This window comes from Halomicrobium katesii DSM 19301 (genome assembly GCF_000379085.1).
Classification (GTDB): domain Archaea; phylum Halobacteriota; class Halobacteria; order Halobacteriales; family Haloarculaceae; genus Halomicrobium; species Halomicrobium katesii.
Map to the genome: position 1 here is coordinate 1,274,541 of NZ_KB905378.1, position 15,058 is coordinate 1,289,598.

Below are 15,058 nucleotides of genomic sequence, written 5' to 3' on the forward strand. Positions count from 1 at the left end.
CGGCGAGTCGTCAGTCGTTTCGCAGACGTGGTTGATCGAGGTCCCGCCGGCGCTGGCGCCGGCGAGGACCTCGTACAACGTCTCCGTCGTGACCTCAACGTCTTCGCCGAGATCTAACGCAAGCTCCTCGTCGAGGCTGTTGACGACAAAATTAAGCAGGTGCTCTTCCTCTATCTCGCTGTCTGCTTGGGTAGGCTTCACACCGCATCCAAGCAGACACTTCCTCTAACCCGATGTGATCGACTGAGACTGGGAAGATCTCAACCGATGAAGGCGAGTACGCATATTATGTAGACAAATCAGACGGGACGGTGTCTGTCGCGCCGCTCGACGCTGGCGTATCTACTGCCAACCGGGGAGAAGTTAGGGCTCAGGGAATCACTGGCGACTTGATCATTACAGATTCGAACGAGTTCAATAAAAAGATCGGATCCTGCTCGCACGATAGCAGTTGTATTCACATGTTCTCGGGCGGATCTTCGAAAGTAAACAAGTACCTTGCAGGTGCGTCAAAAGCAGTGATTATTGGCGCCGCAATCGCGAAGATCGCCTCACGGATTCCGATCGCTGCCATCCGAAACGGAATAAGCGTCCGGAGCGTAACTAACGCACTCAGTGGCGTGGTGGCTGCTGACTTTGGTGGCAACTGGGTTACGTTAGCAGGACACGACCACGATCAAGGTGGGACTAAAAAGAAGGCCACTGGAATCGCCCTCACTAGAACGAAAAATGTGAGTCCCTCCCAGATGCGCTCTATTGATTTCGTTTCAGGCGATCACTGGGGTTGCGAATATCAGCACTCACTATAGTAGCACTAATTAACAAATCTTTTTTTTTTCGTCACTCAATCGACAGCAAGACACTCTCTCGTGGGCGACACCTTTCAGACACGGAACCCCTGACCGACGGCTCAATATGAGGAACTGGATGGATTCCGAAGCAGCGGTATGGTGGCGAATGACACCAATCGGAAGCACTCGCCGTTTCGATAGTAATGACAACTGCTAAATGTTTCGGGCGATTCCGCAGAGTATGAGCGATAGTGACGGGAAAGCGATGTGGTTGTTCACGCTTGCGCTCGGCGGCGCGCTCAGCGTGGCGGTTACCGATCAATTCGTATTGGGTCGGTTCGGCGAGATGGCAGTCGCCGCAGCGACGATGTTAGTGGTCTATTACGTCGTGCTGTTCGTGTATCGGCTGGTGGCAGAGCCTAACAGCGATGAGACAGCGTGATGTCCATCTAGGCGACCGCGTCTTTCAACAGCAGTCGATCTAAGTCACAACTCAGCTTTGAACGTTGAAGTTGGAGCGTGACATAGGCGGTAGCGAAGACGGATGATGCCGATTACGGACTTCTTGTCGTGTATGCGTGTGTTCGACGAGTTCGAGTCGCTCTCACCGGCGCAACGCTATCACGCCAAAACCTACGCCACAGGTCTTGTTGCGGCCAGCAACAAGACCGTGGCAGGTATCGCACGCGAAGTCCTTCCAGCTGGAGACAAACGCGCTCTCAACAAGTTCCTCACCGAGTACGACTGGGACGAACAGCAATTCAACCACGAACGCCTCGAAGAACTCCAAAAACACGGTGAAAGCGCTGGCGAAGTTGATGTTTATGTCTCGTGCTGGATCGAACAGGAACACCGATGACAGCATGTCCATCTCACGTGACCGCTTTTTCAACAGCAGGCTCTAATGTCGCAACCTCACCTCTTTAGGATTCTTCGGTTGACGTGCATAGCCGGTCGGTATACGCGTTGCAGTTTACACTGCTTGTACGAAAGACATGGATGTGAGACGGCCAAGGTCCACGACACAGTGCACTCGCCAGCGGATAACATTAGACGCGCCAAGTAACGAAACCGAGGTAGGTGTCGCACGGCAGATACACCTTCGACCTGGTTCGAAACGCGGCTTGAACATAATCTTCACCGAAGATTACGACTAGGACTGAATGCAATTCCGGAGAATCATAAGTCCACGAAGGAGTAGTGATCCGGGTTGGCCACCTATGAGTGAGACGATCGACACGGTTGAGCGCTGAACGTTAGCGTCGACTGTTCACATCAAGCGAAGAGGCGATCGAATCTCCTCCATGAGACATCGACGGCCACGGTCCTCGCTGAGAAGAAACCACAAAGGAGGACGAAGAAAACGGTCAAGTACCTCGCTACGAACAAGATCGACGCACCGACCGAGCACATTATTCGCTCCTACGGGATGCGGTGGCGCATCGAGACGTTCTTCGAGGACTCGAAGCAGGATCTCGGCTTGGGAGACTGCGAGATGCAGACCGACGAAGGTGCCAGTCGGCACTGGCACCTTCTGATGGCTGCCTACAGTCTCGTTCGTCTTGATCCCGAATCGAGCGCCTTGGGGACGGTTCGCTCGAAAGCGTCATCGCTTCGAGCGAACCTTGAGCACTCCCTGAAAGAAGCCGTTTACAACCTCCTCTCGTGGGTTCGAGACAACAATGATCGTGGCGTCGATGACCTCATGGAGGAGATCGATCACCTCTTCGTTCACTCAACAGCCGACGCTAACGTTCAAAGCTGAGTTATTATAAATAGTATCACTCATAGGTGGCCAACTGATCACTACATTATTTTGACTTATGATTCCCTAATTGCATTCTGCGTAATTGTAATCTTCTTTCGTCGACATATCTTCAAGCCCACATTTTGATACAGCTCCAGGTCTATCTGGAGTGAAGTAACTACAAGGATTAGTTACTTTGGCGTCTAACGTTTCCTCTAGCCAGTGCTGGTCAACGGAAATATACCCTTCCCACATCTCATCACATCCAATACAATCAGTTATACTGGCAACGCCTATACTAAGACCGGCAATGCACAACAACCCAAGAGATCCTAAACAGGAAAGGACTGCAACAACAGAGCCTGCCGCTGCCAAAGCTATACATGAGTTGGAGATGCAATCATCCGAGGTTCCTGTAGCATCCAGCACGGAGACATAAATATCACAATAGTGTGCACTCTCAGTGTCAATTTCTGAATTTGAACTGTTGTCGTATGATGGCCGTCCCAAAGCAATTGTCTCTGACTGTATCTGGTTGTTAGCAACATAGTAAACAGTTGCCTGGCGGGCAAATGAATTACTCTTGCTTTCTTTGCTCATGGTATCTGGAATATTATCAGAAAAATACACCAGTTCGGGCCGATCAGTATTCCCTGCACGCTCTTACGCAGACTGGCGAAAAATATCGGCAGCGAAGCAGTCAACGAGTCCGTGGATTGGTGCGCCAGCGAGATTCAATGACCGCAGGAAGCCGTAGGTACGAGCGGCCTGTTCCAAGCCCTGCTTGGACAGGCCGCGGAATTTCTCGATCCACGGTTGCAACAACGACCAGAGACACTCAGCTTGGTTGGTGTGAACACCCGCATCTGAGACGTATGCTTCGTCGTGAACCACCGTTCTGTGGTCGTGCTCCATCTGTTGATACGGCGGGTACTCATCCGTCCAGACCTCTCCCAGTCGCTGGGAGAGGTCTTCAGCTTCTTCGATCACTGGCTTGAGTTCGTCCTTGAACTTCGTTCCTTCCTCAGCAGAAACCACGCGAAGCACGTCGCGGCAGGCCGCGACGAGCGTCAGTTCATCACCCTGCTCACCGCTCCAGCGTGTGCGACCGCCCTCTGGCGACCCGCCGCGGGACAGACCGTCCCGCGGTGGGTCGCGTCCCTTGTACCCAGAGCAGACCTGCTGGGTTTCATCGACCTGCGTTGGCCCGTCGAGAGTGTGATCGATGCGATCCCAGACGACGGGGAAGCCGCGCTGGAACGCGGCTTCCACGTCACGAATCGCCGAGTGAATCGTGTTGTACGCCCGATCAAGTAGGGAAGCAATTTGATTGATGCTGAGCAACGAATCAGCGTAGAGGACGAAGGCGACGAGGAACTCGCCGGGGGCGAGTTCCGCGTCGTAGAACGGTGTACCGAGCGTGTAGGTACTCATGAAGCCGCAGCCACGGCACCAGATACGGTCGAGATCGTCGTAGGTTCGGATGGTTGTCGCGCCACAATCAGGACAGGGTGCCTGTTCCCAGATGGTCTTGAGACGCCGCTCGACGATGGCGTCGAGCGGCTCGGGCCGAAACTCCAAAGCGCCAAGCGATACAAGTTGCTGAAGCATCCCGCCGAATGCTGGTTGTTTGGTCACAGCTGATAGCAGGAGACGGGATGCTTTCCATACAACGGAGTCTTTTCGCTAGCTTGAGCAAGAGCGTCCCTGCAAGGAAGGATTTTACTTCAGCATCCACATGCACATCAAAATGCAGTAGCATTTCACTATTACCATCTGAATATATATGATTTTGATTTTTAAATGGAATAACCGCTGTATTAATTGTTCCAGATCCTTCCTCAGTCTCAACAGTTTTACTCACTACTCTCATCTCGTTCCACAGTGACTGGGCCTTGTTTAGACGCAGTACAAATCGGCTCTTGCGGCGTATGCTCCGCGAACAGATCGACACAATGAGGCACTCAGGACAGATTTTAGACAACCGCTACGGTCCGTGACTCGCCGATCGAGGAGCGTCTAAACACGGCCCAGTGACTGCCAACCCATTGCAGATGCTTTCTGGATTACGCTCATCCCGATACATTGTAACACAGCAGTTTCTTGAACCAGTCGTCCGGTGAGTTGAGTTTCAGTGCGAGAAATCCGAGGTATTTTTGGAGATGATGCTTCGAGATGCCTCTGAACTTCGCCAGCCACTGGCGAAGGAAGCTGTGGCGGTTCTCGCAGGTATTTGTGTGGGCGTCACCGATGACGTAGGTGTCGGAGTGGGTGACGGCCAGATGGCCGTCCACCCCCTCCGTCTCCTCGATATCCTCATAGATCGTGTAGCCGTCGGTACAGAGGATGACGCTTCCGTCGCCGTACTCAGAGATGTCCTCGTCGGCCTCTTGCAGATCCTTACAGACGAGAAATCGCACTCGTCCGTCGCTCCGACGGACGAGTGTCAACACTGGCGGTTTGTCTGATTCGAAGGTTCCGCGCCCCTTTTTGAGAGTCCGCGCTCGCGCGGACTCCCATCCTCATCTTCGAGTCCCTTCTCACCAGCCGTGACGTAGACCTCGTCAGCTTCGCACACGTCGTAGAGGTCGAATTCGTCGATATTATCACTCACTTCCTGCACTTTGTGAACGTAGTTGAGAACAGCCTCGTAGTCTCGATCAAGGTCACGAGCGATCTGAGCGGTCGGCTCAGATCGCATCTCCTTGACGATATAGAACATCTCTTCGAGATCGAAGCGATGCTGGCCGAAGATCGTCTTTGTGAGGTCGTTGAAGTAGGTTTCGCAGGATTTGCACCAGTACTGCTGAGCGTCCTTACCGGTCGTTCCTCGGTCGACAACCGCGTCACTCTCGCAGTGAACACACGTCACCGTCTCGCCGAACCGGGCGAGACGGAGACGCTCGAAGCATCGCTCACGCGGTGGAAGGAACACTTGAGCTGACTGCTCGTCCATCGTTGGCTGCTACTGAGTCGCCAGCAGAATTGATGTTACGATCTATCGAGATGAGCGCTGGATTAATATCTTGACCTCTTTATTGAACATAACATCTTGCCGTGCTCTTACCAATTTTTCGCCCTCCAATTCATTCATTTCAACAACCTCACCACTTCCTGAAAGGCCACTGGATGACTGCGCAGATCCAACTCCAGCTATTGTCAGGCTAATTCCACTCATTCCGATAGTCTGAAGGATATCTCGTCTATCCATACTGTATTATATTAACTCCAAATATATAAAATTATAGTATTATATTAGAGTATATACCTCGCGCCTTCTGCCCAACTATTGTACAGCTAAATTCGCGCTTAAGTCCGTGCTTTCGACATCCGACGATTCTATACAACCTCAGATATATGAATAATATTTGGTGGGAATTATTGTATGACAGGCACCTACTATCTAAATTTCACTATATCACAAAGCCGATTAGATAGAACGTCTGCTTGCTGATGGTGGATTCAAGACCAAGCAAGCAGGTGAAATCCACGAAGACCAACTCCATATCCTTCTCATCAACACGCTCAGCGATAAATTGACTTGACATCGGCGCTAGGCTGAAATCGAAGCTAAGGAGATCTACGAGGTTCTCATCGAGATATACACCGACGGACCTCGGTCTCTACGCTGTGTGGTTCCAGTGAGAACTCACCGCCTACGAATACGGTTCTCTACCATCTCCGGACGAAGTTCGAGCCGGACCAACTTGTACGAGTCGCTAACACACTCCTTCGGCGAGATGTCGTCGAATTTTCCCGAGTCAGTGGTGGTCTGTGTGCCATTCACAGATTTCACCCGAGAAGAATCGAGCACCCCCGCCCTTTCAGCGTCTCCAGTTCAATGACCTTTGTTTGAACACTACCACCCATTTCGACCATAGAGTTTTCAAACAGGCGTTAGTACCGGCCCAGTGTACATCATGAAAAATGGTGATGTTGGCAGCGACAGGACAGTCGACTCGTCGGCCGACGAGTCAACGACCGATTCGGAACCGCGGCCGGACGGCGGCGTCGCGACCGGCGACGAGGTGGCGTACCTCGACGCAGAAGTCAACATCTTCAGTCCGTCGACGCCGTTCATGCGCGACCACCTGCGGATCATCTGGTCGGGCTTCGTCGCGTGGCTGCTCATCGTGTTCGGCCCGGTGTCGCTGACGCCGATCATCCCCGGCGTGATGACGGCACCCATCCCGGTCATCGGGTTCCCGCTGCACTACTTCCTGGTCGGGATCGGCGCGCCCGTCGGCGCGTTGCTCCTGTCGATCTGGTACGCCCGCAAGCGTGACGCCCTCGACGAGGAGTACGGGATCAGCCACGAGACCGAGCCCGAGCCGGAGACGGAGGTCGCGGCCGCGGCCGACGGAGGGACGGCCGAATGAGCGGGCTCCTCCTCCAGTCGGGCCTGCTCCCGGAGGGGCTGGAGATTTCCTTCAAGCTCATCCCCGGGATCATGGTCACGGCCATGCTCTTGCTCTTTCTGGCGGTCGGCTACGTGTTCAAGGTGGCAGACACCGAGGGCATGTGGGTCGCCGGCCGCTCGATCGGCAACGTCGAGAACGGGATGGCGATCGGCGCGAACTGGATGTCTGCGGCTTCCTACCTCGGGATGGCCGCGACGATCGCGCTGTTTGGCTTCTACGGGCTGGCCTTCGTCGTCGGCTGGTCGACGGGCTACTTCATCCTCCTGATCTTCATGGCCGCCCAGATGCGCCGGTTCGGGAAGTACACCGCGCCGGACTTCGTCGGCGACCGGTTCAACTCCGACGGCGCACGCGCGATGGCGGCCGTGACGACGTTCCTCATCGGGTTCGTCTACGCGATCGGTCAGGCCCGCGGAATGGGGCTAGTCGGACTGTACATCTTCGGCGACATCGGCATCCCCGGGCTCTCGGGGTACCAGTCGATGGTCGTGTTGATGATGGCGATCACCGTCGGCTACCTCACGCTGTCGGGGATGCTGGGCGCGACCAAGAACATGACCGTCCAGTTCGTCATCCTCATCGTCGCGTTCCTGGCCGGCCTCTACGCGGTCGGGTACACCCAGGGGTACTCGACGGTGTTGCCCCAGCTCGAGTACGGTCGACTGATCGGCGCGCTCAGCGCCGAGTTCAGCGAGCCGTTCACCACCGAGAGCTACTACACGTGGATCGCGACGGCCTTCACGCTCGTCGTCGGGACCTGTGGCTTGCCCCACGTACTGGTGCGGTTCTACACGGTCGAGAGCGAGCGGACGGCCCGCTGGTCGACCGTCTGGGGCCTCTTTTTCATCTGCCTGCTGTACCTGAGCGCGCCGGCCTTCGCCGCCTTCGGGACCGACCTCTACGCCAACGAGATCGGTGCCGTCTACGGCGATCCCGGGATGTCCAGTGCCGCGGGCGACGTGATCGTCGTGCTGGCGACCCAGCTCGCGGGACTGCCCGAGTGGTTCGTCGGCCTCGTCGCTGCCGGCGGGATCGCCGCCGCGATCGCGACGACCGCCGGCCTCTTTATCGCCGGCTCCTCGGCGATCTCTCACGACATCTACAAGGGCCTGATCAACCCCGACGCGACCCAGCGCCAGCAGGTGCTGGTCGGTCGCCTGAGCATCGTCGCGCTGGGTGTCATCACGACGCTGGCCGCACTCGACCCGGCCGCGCCGATCGCCGCGCTGGTGACCTACGCGTTCTCGCTCGCGGGCTCCGTGCTCTTCCCGATGTTCTTCCTCGGGCTCTGGTGGGAGAACACGAACCGACAGGGCGCACTGGCCGGGATGTCCACCGGCCTCGTCATCTGGCTCATCCCCATGGTCAACGAGGTGGTCCCGAGCTACGGGCTCCTCGCGGGTGCAGCCGGCTCTGACGGCGTGCTCTCGGCGACCCTCGCACAGTGGCTCCCGGCGATCGGCTCGGCGCTCGTCGCCGCACCGGTGGTGTTCGTCGTCACGATCGCCGTCTCGATGGCCACGGAGGAACCGCCACTGGAGACCAAGCGGATGGTTCGCCAGTGTCACAGTCCGGAACCGATGGGACAACAGCAGACGGCCGAAGAGGTCGTCGGCGGTGCGGAAACGCCGGGTGATGACTGATGTACGACAACATCCTCGTGCCGACGGACGGTAGCGACACGGCCGAAAGCGCAGTCGAGCACGCGATCGACATCGCGGCGAAGTACGACGCGACGCTGCACGCGCTCTACGTCGTCGACATCGACGCGACCAACTACTCGCTGGGCACCGAACAGATCGACCGCATCCGTCGGGGCGATCTCGACGAGATGACGGAAGTCACCGACGAGGCCGAGAAGGCCACCGGCTACGTCGTCGACCGGGCGGCCGAGCACGGTCTGACCGTCGAGGAACACGTCACGGCCGGCCAGCCGGCCCGAGCGATCCGGAAGTTCGTCGAGGACACCGAGATCGACCTCGTCGTGATGGGGTCACACGGCCGGTCAGGGCTCTCGCGGGTCGTCCTGGGCAGCGTCGCCGAGAAGGTGCTGCGCCGGACTCGCCTGCCCGTCCTCGTGGTCGACGCCGAAGGGGAGGCCGACGAGCCCTGATGGGCGTCCTCGAAGCGATCGGCGAACACGTTCGGGAACACCGCTCGGGAATGCTGGTCGACCTGGCCTTCGCCGTGATCTGGGTCACGGTCGTGACCCTGCTGTTCGATCTGCTGGCCGGGCCACAGTGGGCCTACTACCTCACGATGGGAGCCGGCGTCCTCGCCTACTACGGCTTCTTCTGGTCGCTCGCGGCGGCCAGGGACGACGACGAGGCTGCGGACTGACCGGCGGAAAGCGGAATCGGTTTTTCGACGGCCCCCAACTAAATCGCACGACGCGGCCGCTGTTCGTCCAGTCGCCGTATCTCCACGTCCTCCTCACGGCGTGTCTGCTGGCGCTGCGGGAGAGAGGCGTCAGTCGCCGAACGGACCGCCACCGCCGCCCATTCCGCCCATGCCGCCGCCGGGGCCGCCGCCCTGCTGTTGCATCTGTTGCATCATGCGTTCCATGTCGCCCTCGCCCATCCCCTGGAACTGGTTGAGCATCTGGTCCATCTGCTTGTGCTGCTGGAGCAACTCGCGGATCCGCTCCTCGGGCTTGCCCGACCCGCGGGCGATGCGCTCGGTGCGAGACTGGCCGACCACGCGGGGATTCTCCAGTTCCGCTTCGGTCATCGAGTCCATGATGACCTCGAAGTCCCGCATCCGCTCCTGGGTCACGTCCATCGCGTCGTCGGGCAGCTGGTCCATGAGCCCGCCGCCCAGCCCGGGGATCATGTCCATCACCTGATCCAGCGGCCCCATGTTGTTCATCGCCTCCATCTGCTTGCGCATGTCCTTGAGAGTAAAGGAGCCCTCCATCATGTCCTCGGGCTCCCAGTCGCCCTCCTCCTCGCCGGTCTCCTCCATCGCGCGCTCGACGCGCTCGGTGAGCTGCTTGAGGTCGCCCATGCCGAGCAGCCGCGAGATGAACCCCGACGGTTCGAAGCGCTCGATGTCCTTGACCGTCTCGCCGGTCCCGAGGAAGGCGATGGTGGAGTCGGTCTGGTCGACGGCCGCCAGCGCGCCCCCACCTTTCGCCGTGCCGTCGAGTTTCGTGATCGCGACGCCGTCGATGCCGATGGCGTCCTCGAACTCCTGGGCCTGGTCCTTTGCGGACTGGCCCATCGCGGCGTCGATCACCAGCAGGTTCCGGTCGGGCTGGACTTCCGCACCGATGCGCTCGATCTGGTCGATCAGCTCCTCGTTGAGGCCGTCACGACCGGCCGTGTCGACGATGCGAACGTCGGCGTCTTCCGTCGCCGCCAGTCCCTCGCGAGCGATCTCGACGGGATCGTTCGAGTCCGGGTCCCCGTAGAACTCGACCTCGGCGTTGTCGGCCATCTGCTTCGACTGGTCGTACGCGCCGGGTCGGTCCGTGTCGGTCTGGATGATCGCCGGCCGCAGCCCCTTCTTCGAGAACCACCACGCCATCTTTGCCGCGGTCGTGGTCTTCCCCGACCCGTAGAGGCCGGCGAGCATGATCGTCTGGTTCTCCAGCGGGATCTCGGTGGATTCGCCGACCAGATCCACCAGTTCCTCGTAGACGATGCGCAAGACCCAGTCTCGCGGGGTCGTGCCGGCGGGCGGTTCCTCGTCTAACGCTCGGGATTTGATACCGTCAGAGAGGTCCTGAACTAGCCCCACGTCCACGTCCGCTTGCAGCAGCGACCGCTGGATCTCCTTGACGATGTCCTCGATGTCCTCCTCGGAGATGCGGGACTTGCCACGGAGATCGTCGAGCGTCCCCCGCAGGGAACTGCCCAGATCGTCGAGTACCATTTGCCGGAGATACGCGACCCCGTCGTTAAAGCCTTTGTCTGCTGGGTCGCCCTCTCGACACCTACATACCCGTGCCAGCCGTGTCGCCGGGCGTGGCCTACCACCAGATCGACCCCGACGAGATCGACGCGACGCCGGACTACCCCTGTGACCGACGAGCGGTCTCCGACCGAGTGGACACGTCGCTGCTCCACCTCGCGCGCTACACCATGGCCCCCGGCGAGCAGCTCCCTCGCGTCTACCACGCACACCGCCAGCGCGAGGAGGCGTTCGTCGTGCTCTCGGGGACGCTCCACGTCGAGACGCCCGACGAGGCGTTCGTCGTCCCCGAGGGTGAGGTCTTCGTCGCCGAGCCCGAGAGTCCCCATCGGGCGTACAACCCCGCAGACGCCGACGGCGACGTGACCGTGATGGGGACCGGCGCGCCGAAGACCGACCCGGCGATCCCCTACGACGACGCCGAGTGATACAGAAAGTTGTAGGTCTTTACCAGATCGACCGCACGCCGTCGTGCGGTCGACTGGGTAAACGCCTACAACCGTCCGTATGAAGCGTCCGGGACTCTCGGATTCGGCGGGCAAAGAGATATGCAGTACTTAATTCAATACATTTATTACTAATTGCATTAATAAACTATACTATGAGAAAAAACAGAAGTGAATTTGATAAGAAGAATAAACCACAACTGAACCGGCGAGGAATTCTGAGGATGATGGGGCCGTCGGTACAACTAGTATCACTGGAATAAGTGGTAGATCACTAGCACAAAGATCGGGAAACGGCAATGAACATGATGAAATCCGATCCAAATATGATAATAGAGAAAAAATAAAAGATGCAGTTGAAAAGTACGCACAGTCACTTTTAGTAAGACTTGAAAAAGAGGGTTATATTGAGAATAGCAATCCAATAGATCTTGATGTATTCGAGAAAAACGGAGGCATAAATGAAAGTATAGTTAAAATAATGAGTACGTTTGACTATCAAACACAGACTAAAACTGCGGTCATTCGAATTATTCAAAGGAACAGGGGTAATGAGACAGCAATATTTACACTCCCAGAATCTGAAAGGAGCTATGCTATGGTGGACTTTGAGGGAGGTGGGTCAAAATATATATCAACTACAAATAACGAGATGGAAACAGCCTCTACAAGCAATAGCGAACAGAAAGTTGTTGGAACGGTTGATCCAGCTAAACTTGACGATCAGAAGTTGAAAGATCCAAAACAAAAGGACAATACTGATACAGGATCAGTTTCGACCAATGATGTCGAGGATTGTGAATACATGCACACGAGTTCTTATTGTACTAGTCGGGAATGCCAATCAATAAATGAGAACTGCTGGTCAACTTTACCGTGTATAACTTCACTTCATGAAAGAGAAGACATGAGAATCTACGATTGTGAAGATACTAATAGGGGAGAGATGTACAATACAGTTTGCACAAACGAATGCTGTGAGGATAAGGGGCCCGGCTGCTCCTGTTCTTCCTTCGGTTGCTCCGCCCAGTGAGTGGATCTGATCTGATATCAATATATAGTAACAATTGAAACGGTTTACACACCGATCACCCTGCTGTCGTGCGATCAAGTGTGCATTGACTTTCAATAGCTACTATATCATTCGCTTCATTAACTATTTCACTATCTAACTGTTCTGATTAGCCAAAATACAACTCCAATAAATATACCTAAAATAATCGGAGAATCTGGAGATGGAAGAAGTAGAAATAAAAAAACCAGTGAAAAAATTATTGGCACATATATTTTTAACCAATTTATTAAATCAGCACGCGAGGGAGATTTTTGTTTCATATTCATAATTAGTTATCAAGCTAAATAAAACTTCCACATAAAATAGGAGCAGTACTTAGTTAAGCACGGAAAGATGTAGACTGTCCCATTAGTGGAACTCTAGAAACTAACTACTCTAGTCTTAACACTTATCTAATATGTACTTCTACAGCGTGTCATAAAATAGTCCGTATGGTTGTTTGTGTATTCGGAGTCAGCGACTCCGAGACCGTCATCTCCATTCTCACAGCAGTCGTGCGCTCCACACCGAATCACCGTTGATGCTGTCTAAATATCAATATTCACAACGGAACGTTTTTTTTCTGACTGGTTCTATAGTCCGTGCACCGAGTGCACGAGCTTCTGAATCTGTTACGGCTTAAAAACAGTAATCAGACCGACCAAAGTGTGGGGCGTATTCTATGACAGGCTCACTTCTATTTAATATAGTTTCTCTCGATAGGAGGAAATTGAATCGACTATAGATATTTATGAAATTATTTTAAGTTTAAATATATGGGTTTTGGTGCCATTACAATTCTATTTGACGAAAAACGCGGATGTGATGGACTTTAGTCGCCGCCCCCCACATTCTCGCCCATGACGAACAAACAGGCCGTCATGGACAGCATCGTCGACAGCGGCGTCACCGCGGTCATGCGAGGGATTCCCGAGGACGACATCGTCGACGTGGCCGAAGCCATCCACGCGGGCGGCGTCACCGCGCTCGAACTGACTGCCGACGCCAAGCGTTGCAGCGAGATGATCGCGAAGGTCGACCGCGCGCTGGCGGGCACGGACGCCGTCATCGGCGCGGGCACTGTCATGGACGCCGCCGCCGCGCGCAACGTCATCGAGGCCGGCGCGGAGTTCGTCCTGGCACCCAATCTCAACGAGGAGGTCATGGAAGTGTGCAACCGCGAGAGCGTCGTCGCTATCCCCGGCGTCATGACGCCGACGGAGGCCGACGCGGCGATGGCCGCCGGTGCGGACATCCTGAAGATGTTCCCCGCCTCGACCGTCGGGCCGGACCACATCGGCGCGCTCCAGGGCCCGCTCGGTGACGTGCCGATCATGCCGACCGGCGGCGTCTCCGCGGACAACGTCGACGACTACTTCGACGCCGGTGCGGTCGCGGTCGGTGCCGGCTCCGCGCTGGTGAACTACGAGGCCATCGAGGCCGGCGACATGGACGGCGTCCGCGAGCAGGCCGCGGAGTTCGTCCAGGCCGTCGAAGACGCCCGGAACTGATCGCCGACGGCTCGTCGTCGACGCGGAGACCGCATAAAAGGCAGAGCCGGCAGCGTCAGGCGTCGAGCAGCCGGTCGACGACTTCTTCCGGATCGAACCGTTCGAGATCGTCGTACCCCTGGCCGGTGCCCAGGAAGAGGATCGGTTTCCCGGTGACGTGTGCGATCGAGATTGCCGCCCCGCCCTGTGGATCGGCGTCGGCTTTCGTCAACACCGCGCCGTCGATCTCGGCGGCCTCGTCGAACTCGCGGGCCCGGTTGACGGCGTCCTGTCCCGCAACGGCCTCGTCAACGAAGATGGTCATGTCCGGATCGATCACGCGGTCGATCTTCTCCAGTTGGGCCATCAGATCGTCCGAGGTGTGGAGCCGGCCGGCCGTGTCGCCCAGCACCACGTCGGTGTCGTTGGCGTCGGCGTACTCGACGGCGTCGTACACTACCGCGGCCGGGTCCGATCCCTGCTCGTGAGAGATCAGCGTCTGACCGAGGTTGTCGGCGTGCTTCTGGAGCTGTTCGTTCGCGCCCGCGCGGTAGGTGTCGCCGTTTGCGAGCACCGTCGAGAGCCCCTGCTCTTCGAGCCGTTCTGAGAGCTTGGCGATGGTGGTCGTCTTCCCGACGCCGTTGACGCCGGTGAAGATGATGACGACCGGCTTGTCGGCCGCTCGAATCCGCTGCTCGAAGTCGAACTGGCCGACGCTGATCACGTCGTACAGCGACTCGCGGAGCGCGTCGCGAACGAGGTTGCCCGTACTGGAGAGCCGACGGCGCGTCTCGCCGACGAGGTTCTCCTCGACGCCCGAGAGGATCTCTCCGGCGACGCCCATCTCCACGTCGCTGGAAAGCAGCGCGAGCTCCAGATCGTCGAGGTGGTCCTGGAGGTCCTCCTCGTCGATGATCGACTTGCCCGACGCGAGGATCTTGGCTTTCTCTGTCAGGCCACGGTCGTCGTCAGCGTCGTCCGCTTCGTCGGCAGCGTCGGGCGAATCACCGGCCCCGTCGAGGTCGGCGTCGTCGGTCGACGCGGCGGATTCTTCGGGCTCGCTCTCGACGGCAGCGTCGTCACTCTCTGTCTCCGCCTCTGCCTCGGCAGCTTCCTGTGCCTCGTCGTCGACGTCTTCCTCGACGTCGGAGGTGAAGCTACCGAGCTTGTCTTTCAGTCCGTCGAACATCGGCC

14 protein-coding genes and 4 pseudogenes are annotated in these 15,058 nt (G+C 57.0%); 11 read left to right on the top strand and 7 right to left on the bottom strand.

The features are described from left to right. Positions 1-201: pseudogene (locus HALKA_RS20830) on the bottom strand (ISH3 family transposase); the annotation flags it as partial. Positions 202-1,032: 831 nt separating this feature from the next. Here HALKA_RS20830 and HALKA_RS0106815 point away from each other — a divergent pair. From HALKA_RS0106815 to HALKA_RS19300, 3 genes and pseudogenes are all read left to right on the top strand, one after another. After that, positions 1,033-1,233 carry a hypothetical protein gene (locus HALKA_RS0106815; protein ID WP_155119370.1) on the top strand — a complete coding sequence of 67 codons (201 nt, stop codon included), beginning with the start codon at positions 1,033-1,035 and terminating at the stop codon, positions 1,231-1,233. Between the two features lie 102 nt (positions 1,234-1,335). After that, a pseudogene (locus HALKA_RS20835) lies at positions 1,336-1,644 on the top strand (IS701 family transposase); the annotation flags it as partial. Positions 1,645-2,154: 510 nt separating this feature from the next. Next, a pseudogene (locus HALKA_RS19300) lies at positions 2,155-2,556 on the top strand (transposase); the annotation flags it as partial. Between the two features lie 66 nt (positions 2,557-2,622). On the opposite strand, the gene HALKA_RS20840 reads toward HALKA_RS19300, so the two are convergent. From HALKA_RS20840 to HALKA_RS20845, 4 genes are all read right to left on the bottom strand, one after another. Beyond that, positions 2,623-3,138, bottom strand: coding sequence for a hypothetical protein (locus HALKA_RS20840; protein WP_155119371.1), 516 nt, complete (start codon positions 3,136-3,138; stop codon positions 2,623-2,625). A gap of 63 nt (positions 3,139-3,201) precedes the next feature. Next, the gene (locus tag HALKA_RS0106835) at positions 3,202-4,149 is read right to left on the bottom strand and encodes an IS1595 family transposase (protein WP_018257282.1); all 948 of its coding nucleotides are present in this window, start codon (positions 4,147-4,149) and stop codon (positions 3,202-3,204) included. 461 nt (positions 4,150-4,610) lie between these two features. Further along, positions 4,611-5,494, bottom strand: a protein-coding gene (locus HALKA_RS20285; RefSeq protein WP_155119372.1) for an IS1595 family transposase whose coding sequence is annotated in 2 segments (ribosomal slippage) — positions 4,611-5,032 and positions 5,032-5,494 — 885 coding nt in all. Because the reading frame shifts where the segments join, the coding sequence is not laid out codon by codon here. Between the two features lie 42 nt (positions 5,495-5,536). Beyond that, positions 5,537-5,749, bottom strand: a complete 213-nt coding sequence (locus tag HALKA_RS20845; RefSeq protein ID WP_155119373.1) for a hypothetical protein — start codon at positions 5,747-5,749, stop codon at positions 5,537-5,539. Positions 5,750-5,981: 232 nt separating this feature from the next. Between HALKA_RS20845 and HALKA_RS21870 the strand changes: the two are divergent. The 5 genes and pseudogenes from HALKA_RS21870 to HALKA_RS0106870 form a co-directional block, all read left to right on the top strand. Beyond that, positions 5,982-6,314: pseudogene (locus HALKA_RS21870) on the top strand (ISH3 family transposase); the annotation flags it as partial. 144 nt (positions 6,315-6,458) lie between these two features. Then, a complete protein-coding gene (locus HALKA_RS0106855; protein WP_044956648.1) occupies positions 6,459-6,917 on the top strand; it encodes a DUF4212 domain-containing protein in 459 nt (152 codons plus the stop codon). Then, positions 6,914-8,602: a sodium:solute symporter family transporter gene (locus tag HALKA_RS0106860; RefSeq protein ID WP_018257286.1), complete on the top strand. Its 1,689-nt coding sequence runs from the start codon at positions 6,914-6,916 to the stop codon at positions 8,600-8,602. Before HALKA_RS0106855 ends, HALKA_RS0106860 begins: the two co-directional genes overlap by 4 nt. After that, the gene (locus tag HALKA_RS0106865) at positions 8,602-9,072 is read left to right on the top strand and encodes a universal stress protein (protein WP_018257287.1); all 471 of its coding nucleotides are present in this window, start codon (positions 8,602-8,604) and stop codon (positions 9,070-9,072) included. Before HALKA_RS0106860 ends, HALKA_RS0106865 begins: the two co-directional genes overlap by 1 nt. Then, on the top strand, positions 9,072-9,299 hold the full coding sequence (locus HALKA_RS0106870) for a DUF8119 family protein (RefSeq protein ID WP_018257288.1): 228 nt from the start codon (positions 9,072-9,074) through the stop codon (positions 9,297-9,299). Before HALKA_RS0106865 ends, HALKA_RS0106870 begins: the two co-directional genes overlap by 1 nt. A 129-nt stretch (positions 9,300-9,428) precedes the next feature. Here the strand turns inward: HALKA_RS0106870 and HALKA_RS0106875 are convergent, their stop codons facing one another. After that, entirely contained in the window at positions 9,429-10,835 is a 1,407-nt protein-coding gene (locus HALKA_RS0106875) for a signal recognition particle protein Srp54 (protein WP_018257289.1), read from the bottom strand. A gap of 92 nt (positions 10,836-10,927) precedes the next feature. On the opposite strand from HALKA_RS0106875, the gene HALKA_RS0106880 reads away from it, so the two are divergent. From HALKA_RS0106880 to HALKA_RS0106885, 3 genes are all read left to right on the top strand, one after another. After that, positions 10,928-11,302, top strand: a complete 375-nt coding sequence (locus tag HALKA_RS0106880) for a cupin domain-containing protein (protein WP_018257290.1) — start codon at positions 10,928-10,930, stop codon at positions 11,300-11,302. A gap of 499 nt (positions 11,303-11,801) precedes the next feature. Further along, a complete protein-coding gene (locus HALKA_RS20850) occupies positions 11,802-12,353 on the top strand; it encodes a hypothetical protein (RefSeq protein WP_155119374.1) in 552 nt (183 codons plus the stop codon). A gap of 881 nt (positions 12,354-13,234) precedes the next feature. Continuing rightward, complete coding sequence (locus HALKA_RS0106885; protein WP_018257291.1) at positions 13,235-13,885, top strand: bifunctional 4-hydroxy-2-oxoglutarate aldolase/2-dehydro-3-deoxy-phosphogluconate aldolase; 651 nt, start codon at positions 13,235-13,237, stop codon at positions 13,883-13,885. A 55-nt stretch (positions 13,886-13,940) separates the two neighbouring features. Here the strand turns inward: HALKA_RS0106885 and ftsY are convergent, their stop codons facing one another. Next, positions 13,941-15,053, bottom strand: a complete 1,113-nt coding sequence (ftsY, locus tag HALKA_RS0106890) for a signal recognition particle-docking protein FtsY (protein ID WP_018257292.1) — start codon at positions 15,051-15,053, stop codon at positions 13,941-13,943. Between the last annotated feature and the right edge of the window lie 5 nt (positions 15,054-15,058).

Excerpts from the sequence above, each read along its gene's own strand:
- HALKA_RS0106815 (WP_155119370.1), top strand. The coding sequence starts at position 1,033 with ATGAGCGATAGTGACGGGAAAGCGATGTGGTTGTTCACGCTTGCGCTC.
- HALKA_RS0106865 (WP_018257287.1), top strand. The coding sequence starts at position 8,602 with ATGTACGACAACATCCTCGTGCCGACGGACGGTAGCGACACGGCCGAA.
- HALKA_RS0106875 (WP_018257289.1), bottom strand. The coding sequence starts at position 10,835 with ATGGTACTCGACGATCTGGGCAGTTCCCTGCGGGGGACGCTCGACGAT.
- HALKA_RS20850 (WP_155119374.1), top strand. The coding sequence starts at position 11,802 with ATGAGTACGTTTGACTATCAAACACAGACTAAAACTGCGGTCATTCGA.
- HALKA_RS0106855 (WP_044956648.1), top strand. The coding sequence starts at position 6,459 with ATGAAAAATGGTGATGTTGGCAGCGACAGGACAGTCGACTCGTCGGCC.
- HALKA_RS20845 (WP_155119373.1), bottom strand. The coding sequence starts at position 5,749 with ATGGATAGACGAGATATCCTTCAGACTATCGGAATGAGTGGAATTAGC.
- HALKA_RS0106885 (WP_018257291.1), top strand. The coding sequence starts at position 13,235 with ATGACGAACAAACAGGCCGTCATGGACAGCATCGTCGACAGCGGCGTC.
- HALKA_RS20840 (WP_155119371.1), bottom strand. The coding sequence starts at position 3,138 with ATGAGCAAAGAAAGCAAGAGTAATTCATTTGCCCGCCAGGCAACTGTT.
- ftsY (WP_018257292.1), bottom strand. The coding sequence starts at position 15,053 with ATGTTCGACGGACTGAAAGACAAGCTCGGTAGCTTCACCTCCGACGTC.
- HALKA_RS0106870 (WP_018257288.1), top strand. The coding sequence starts at position 9,072 with ATGGGCGTCCTCGAAGCGATCGGCGAACACGTTCGGGAACACCGCTCG.
- HALKA_RS0106835 (WP_018257282.1), bottom strand. The coding sequence starts at position 4,149 with ATGCTTCAGCAACTTGTATCGCTTGGCGCTTTGGAGTTTCGGCCCGAG.
- HALKA_RS0106860 (WP_018257286.1), top strand. The coding sequence starts at position 6,914 with ATGAGCGGGCTCCTCCTCCAGTCGGGCCTGCTCCCGGAGGGGCTGGAG.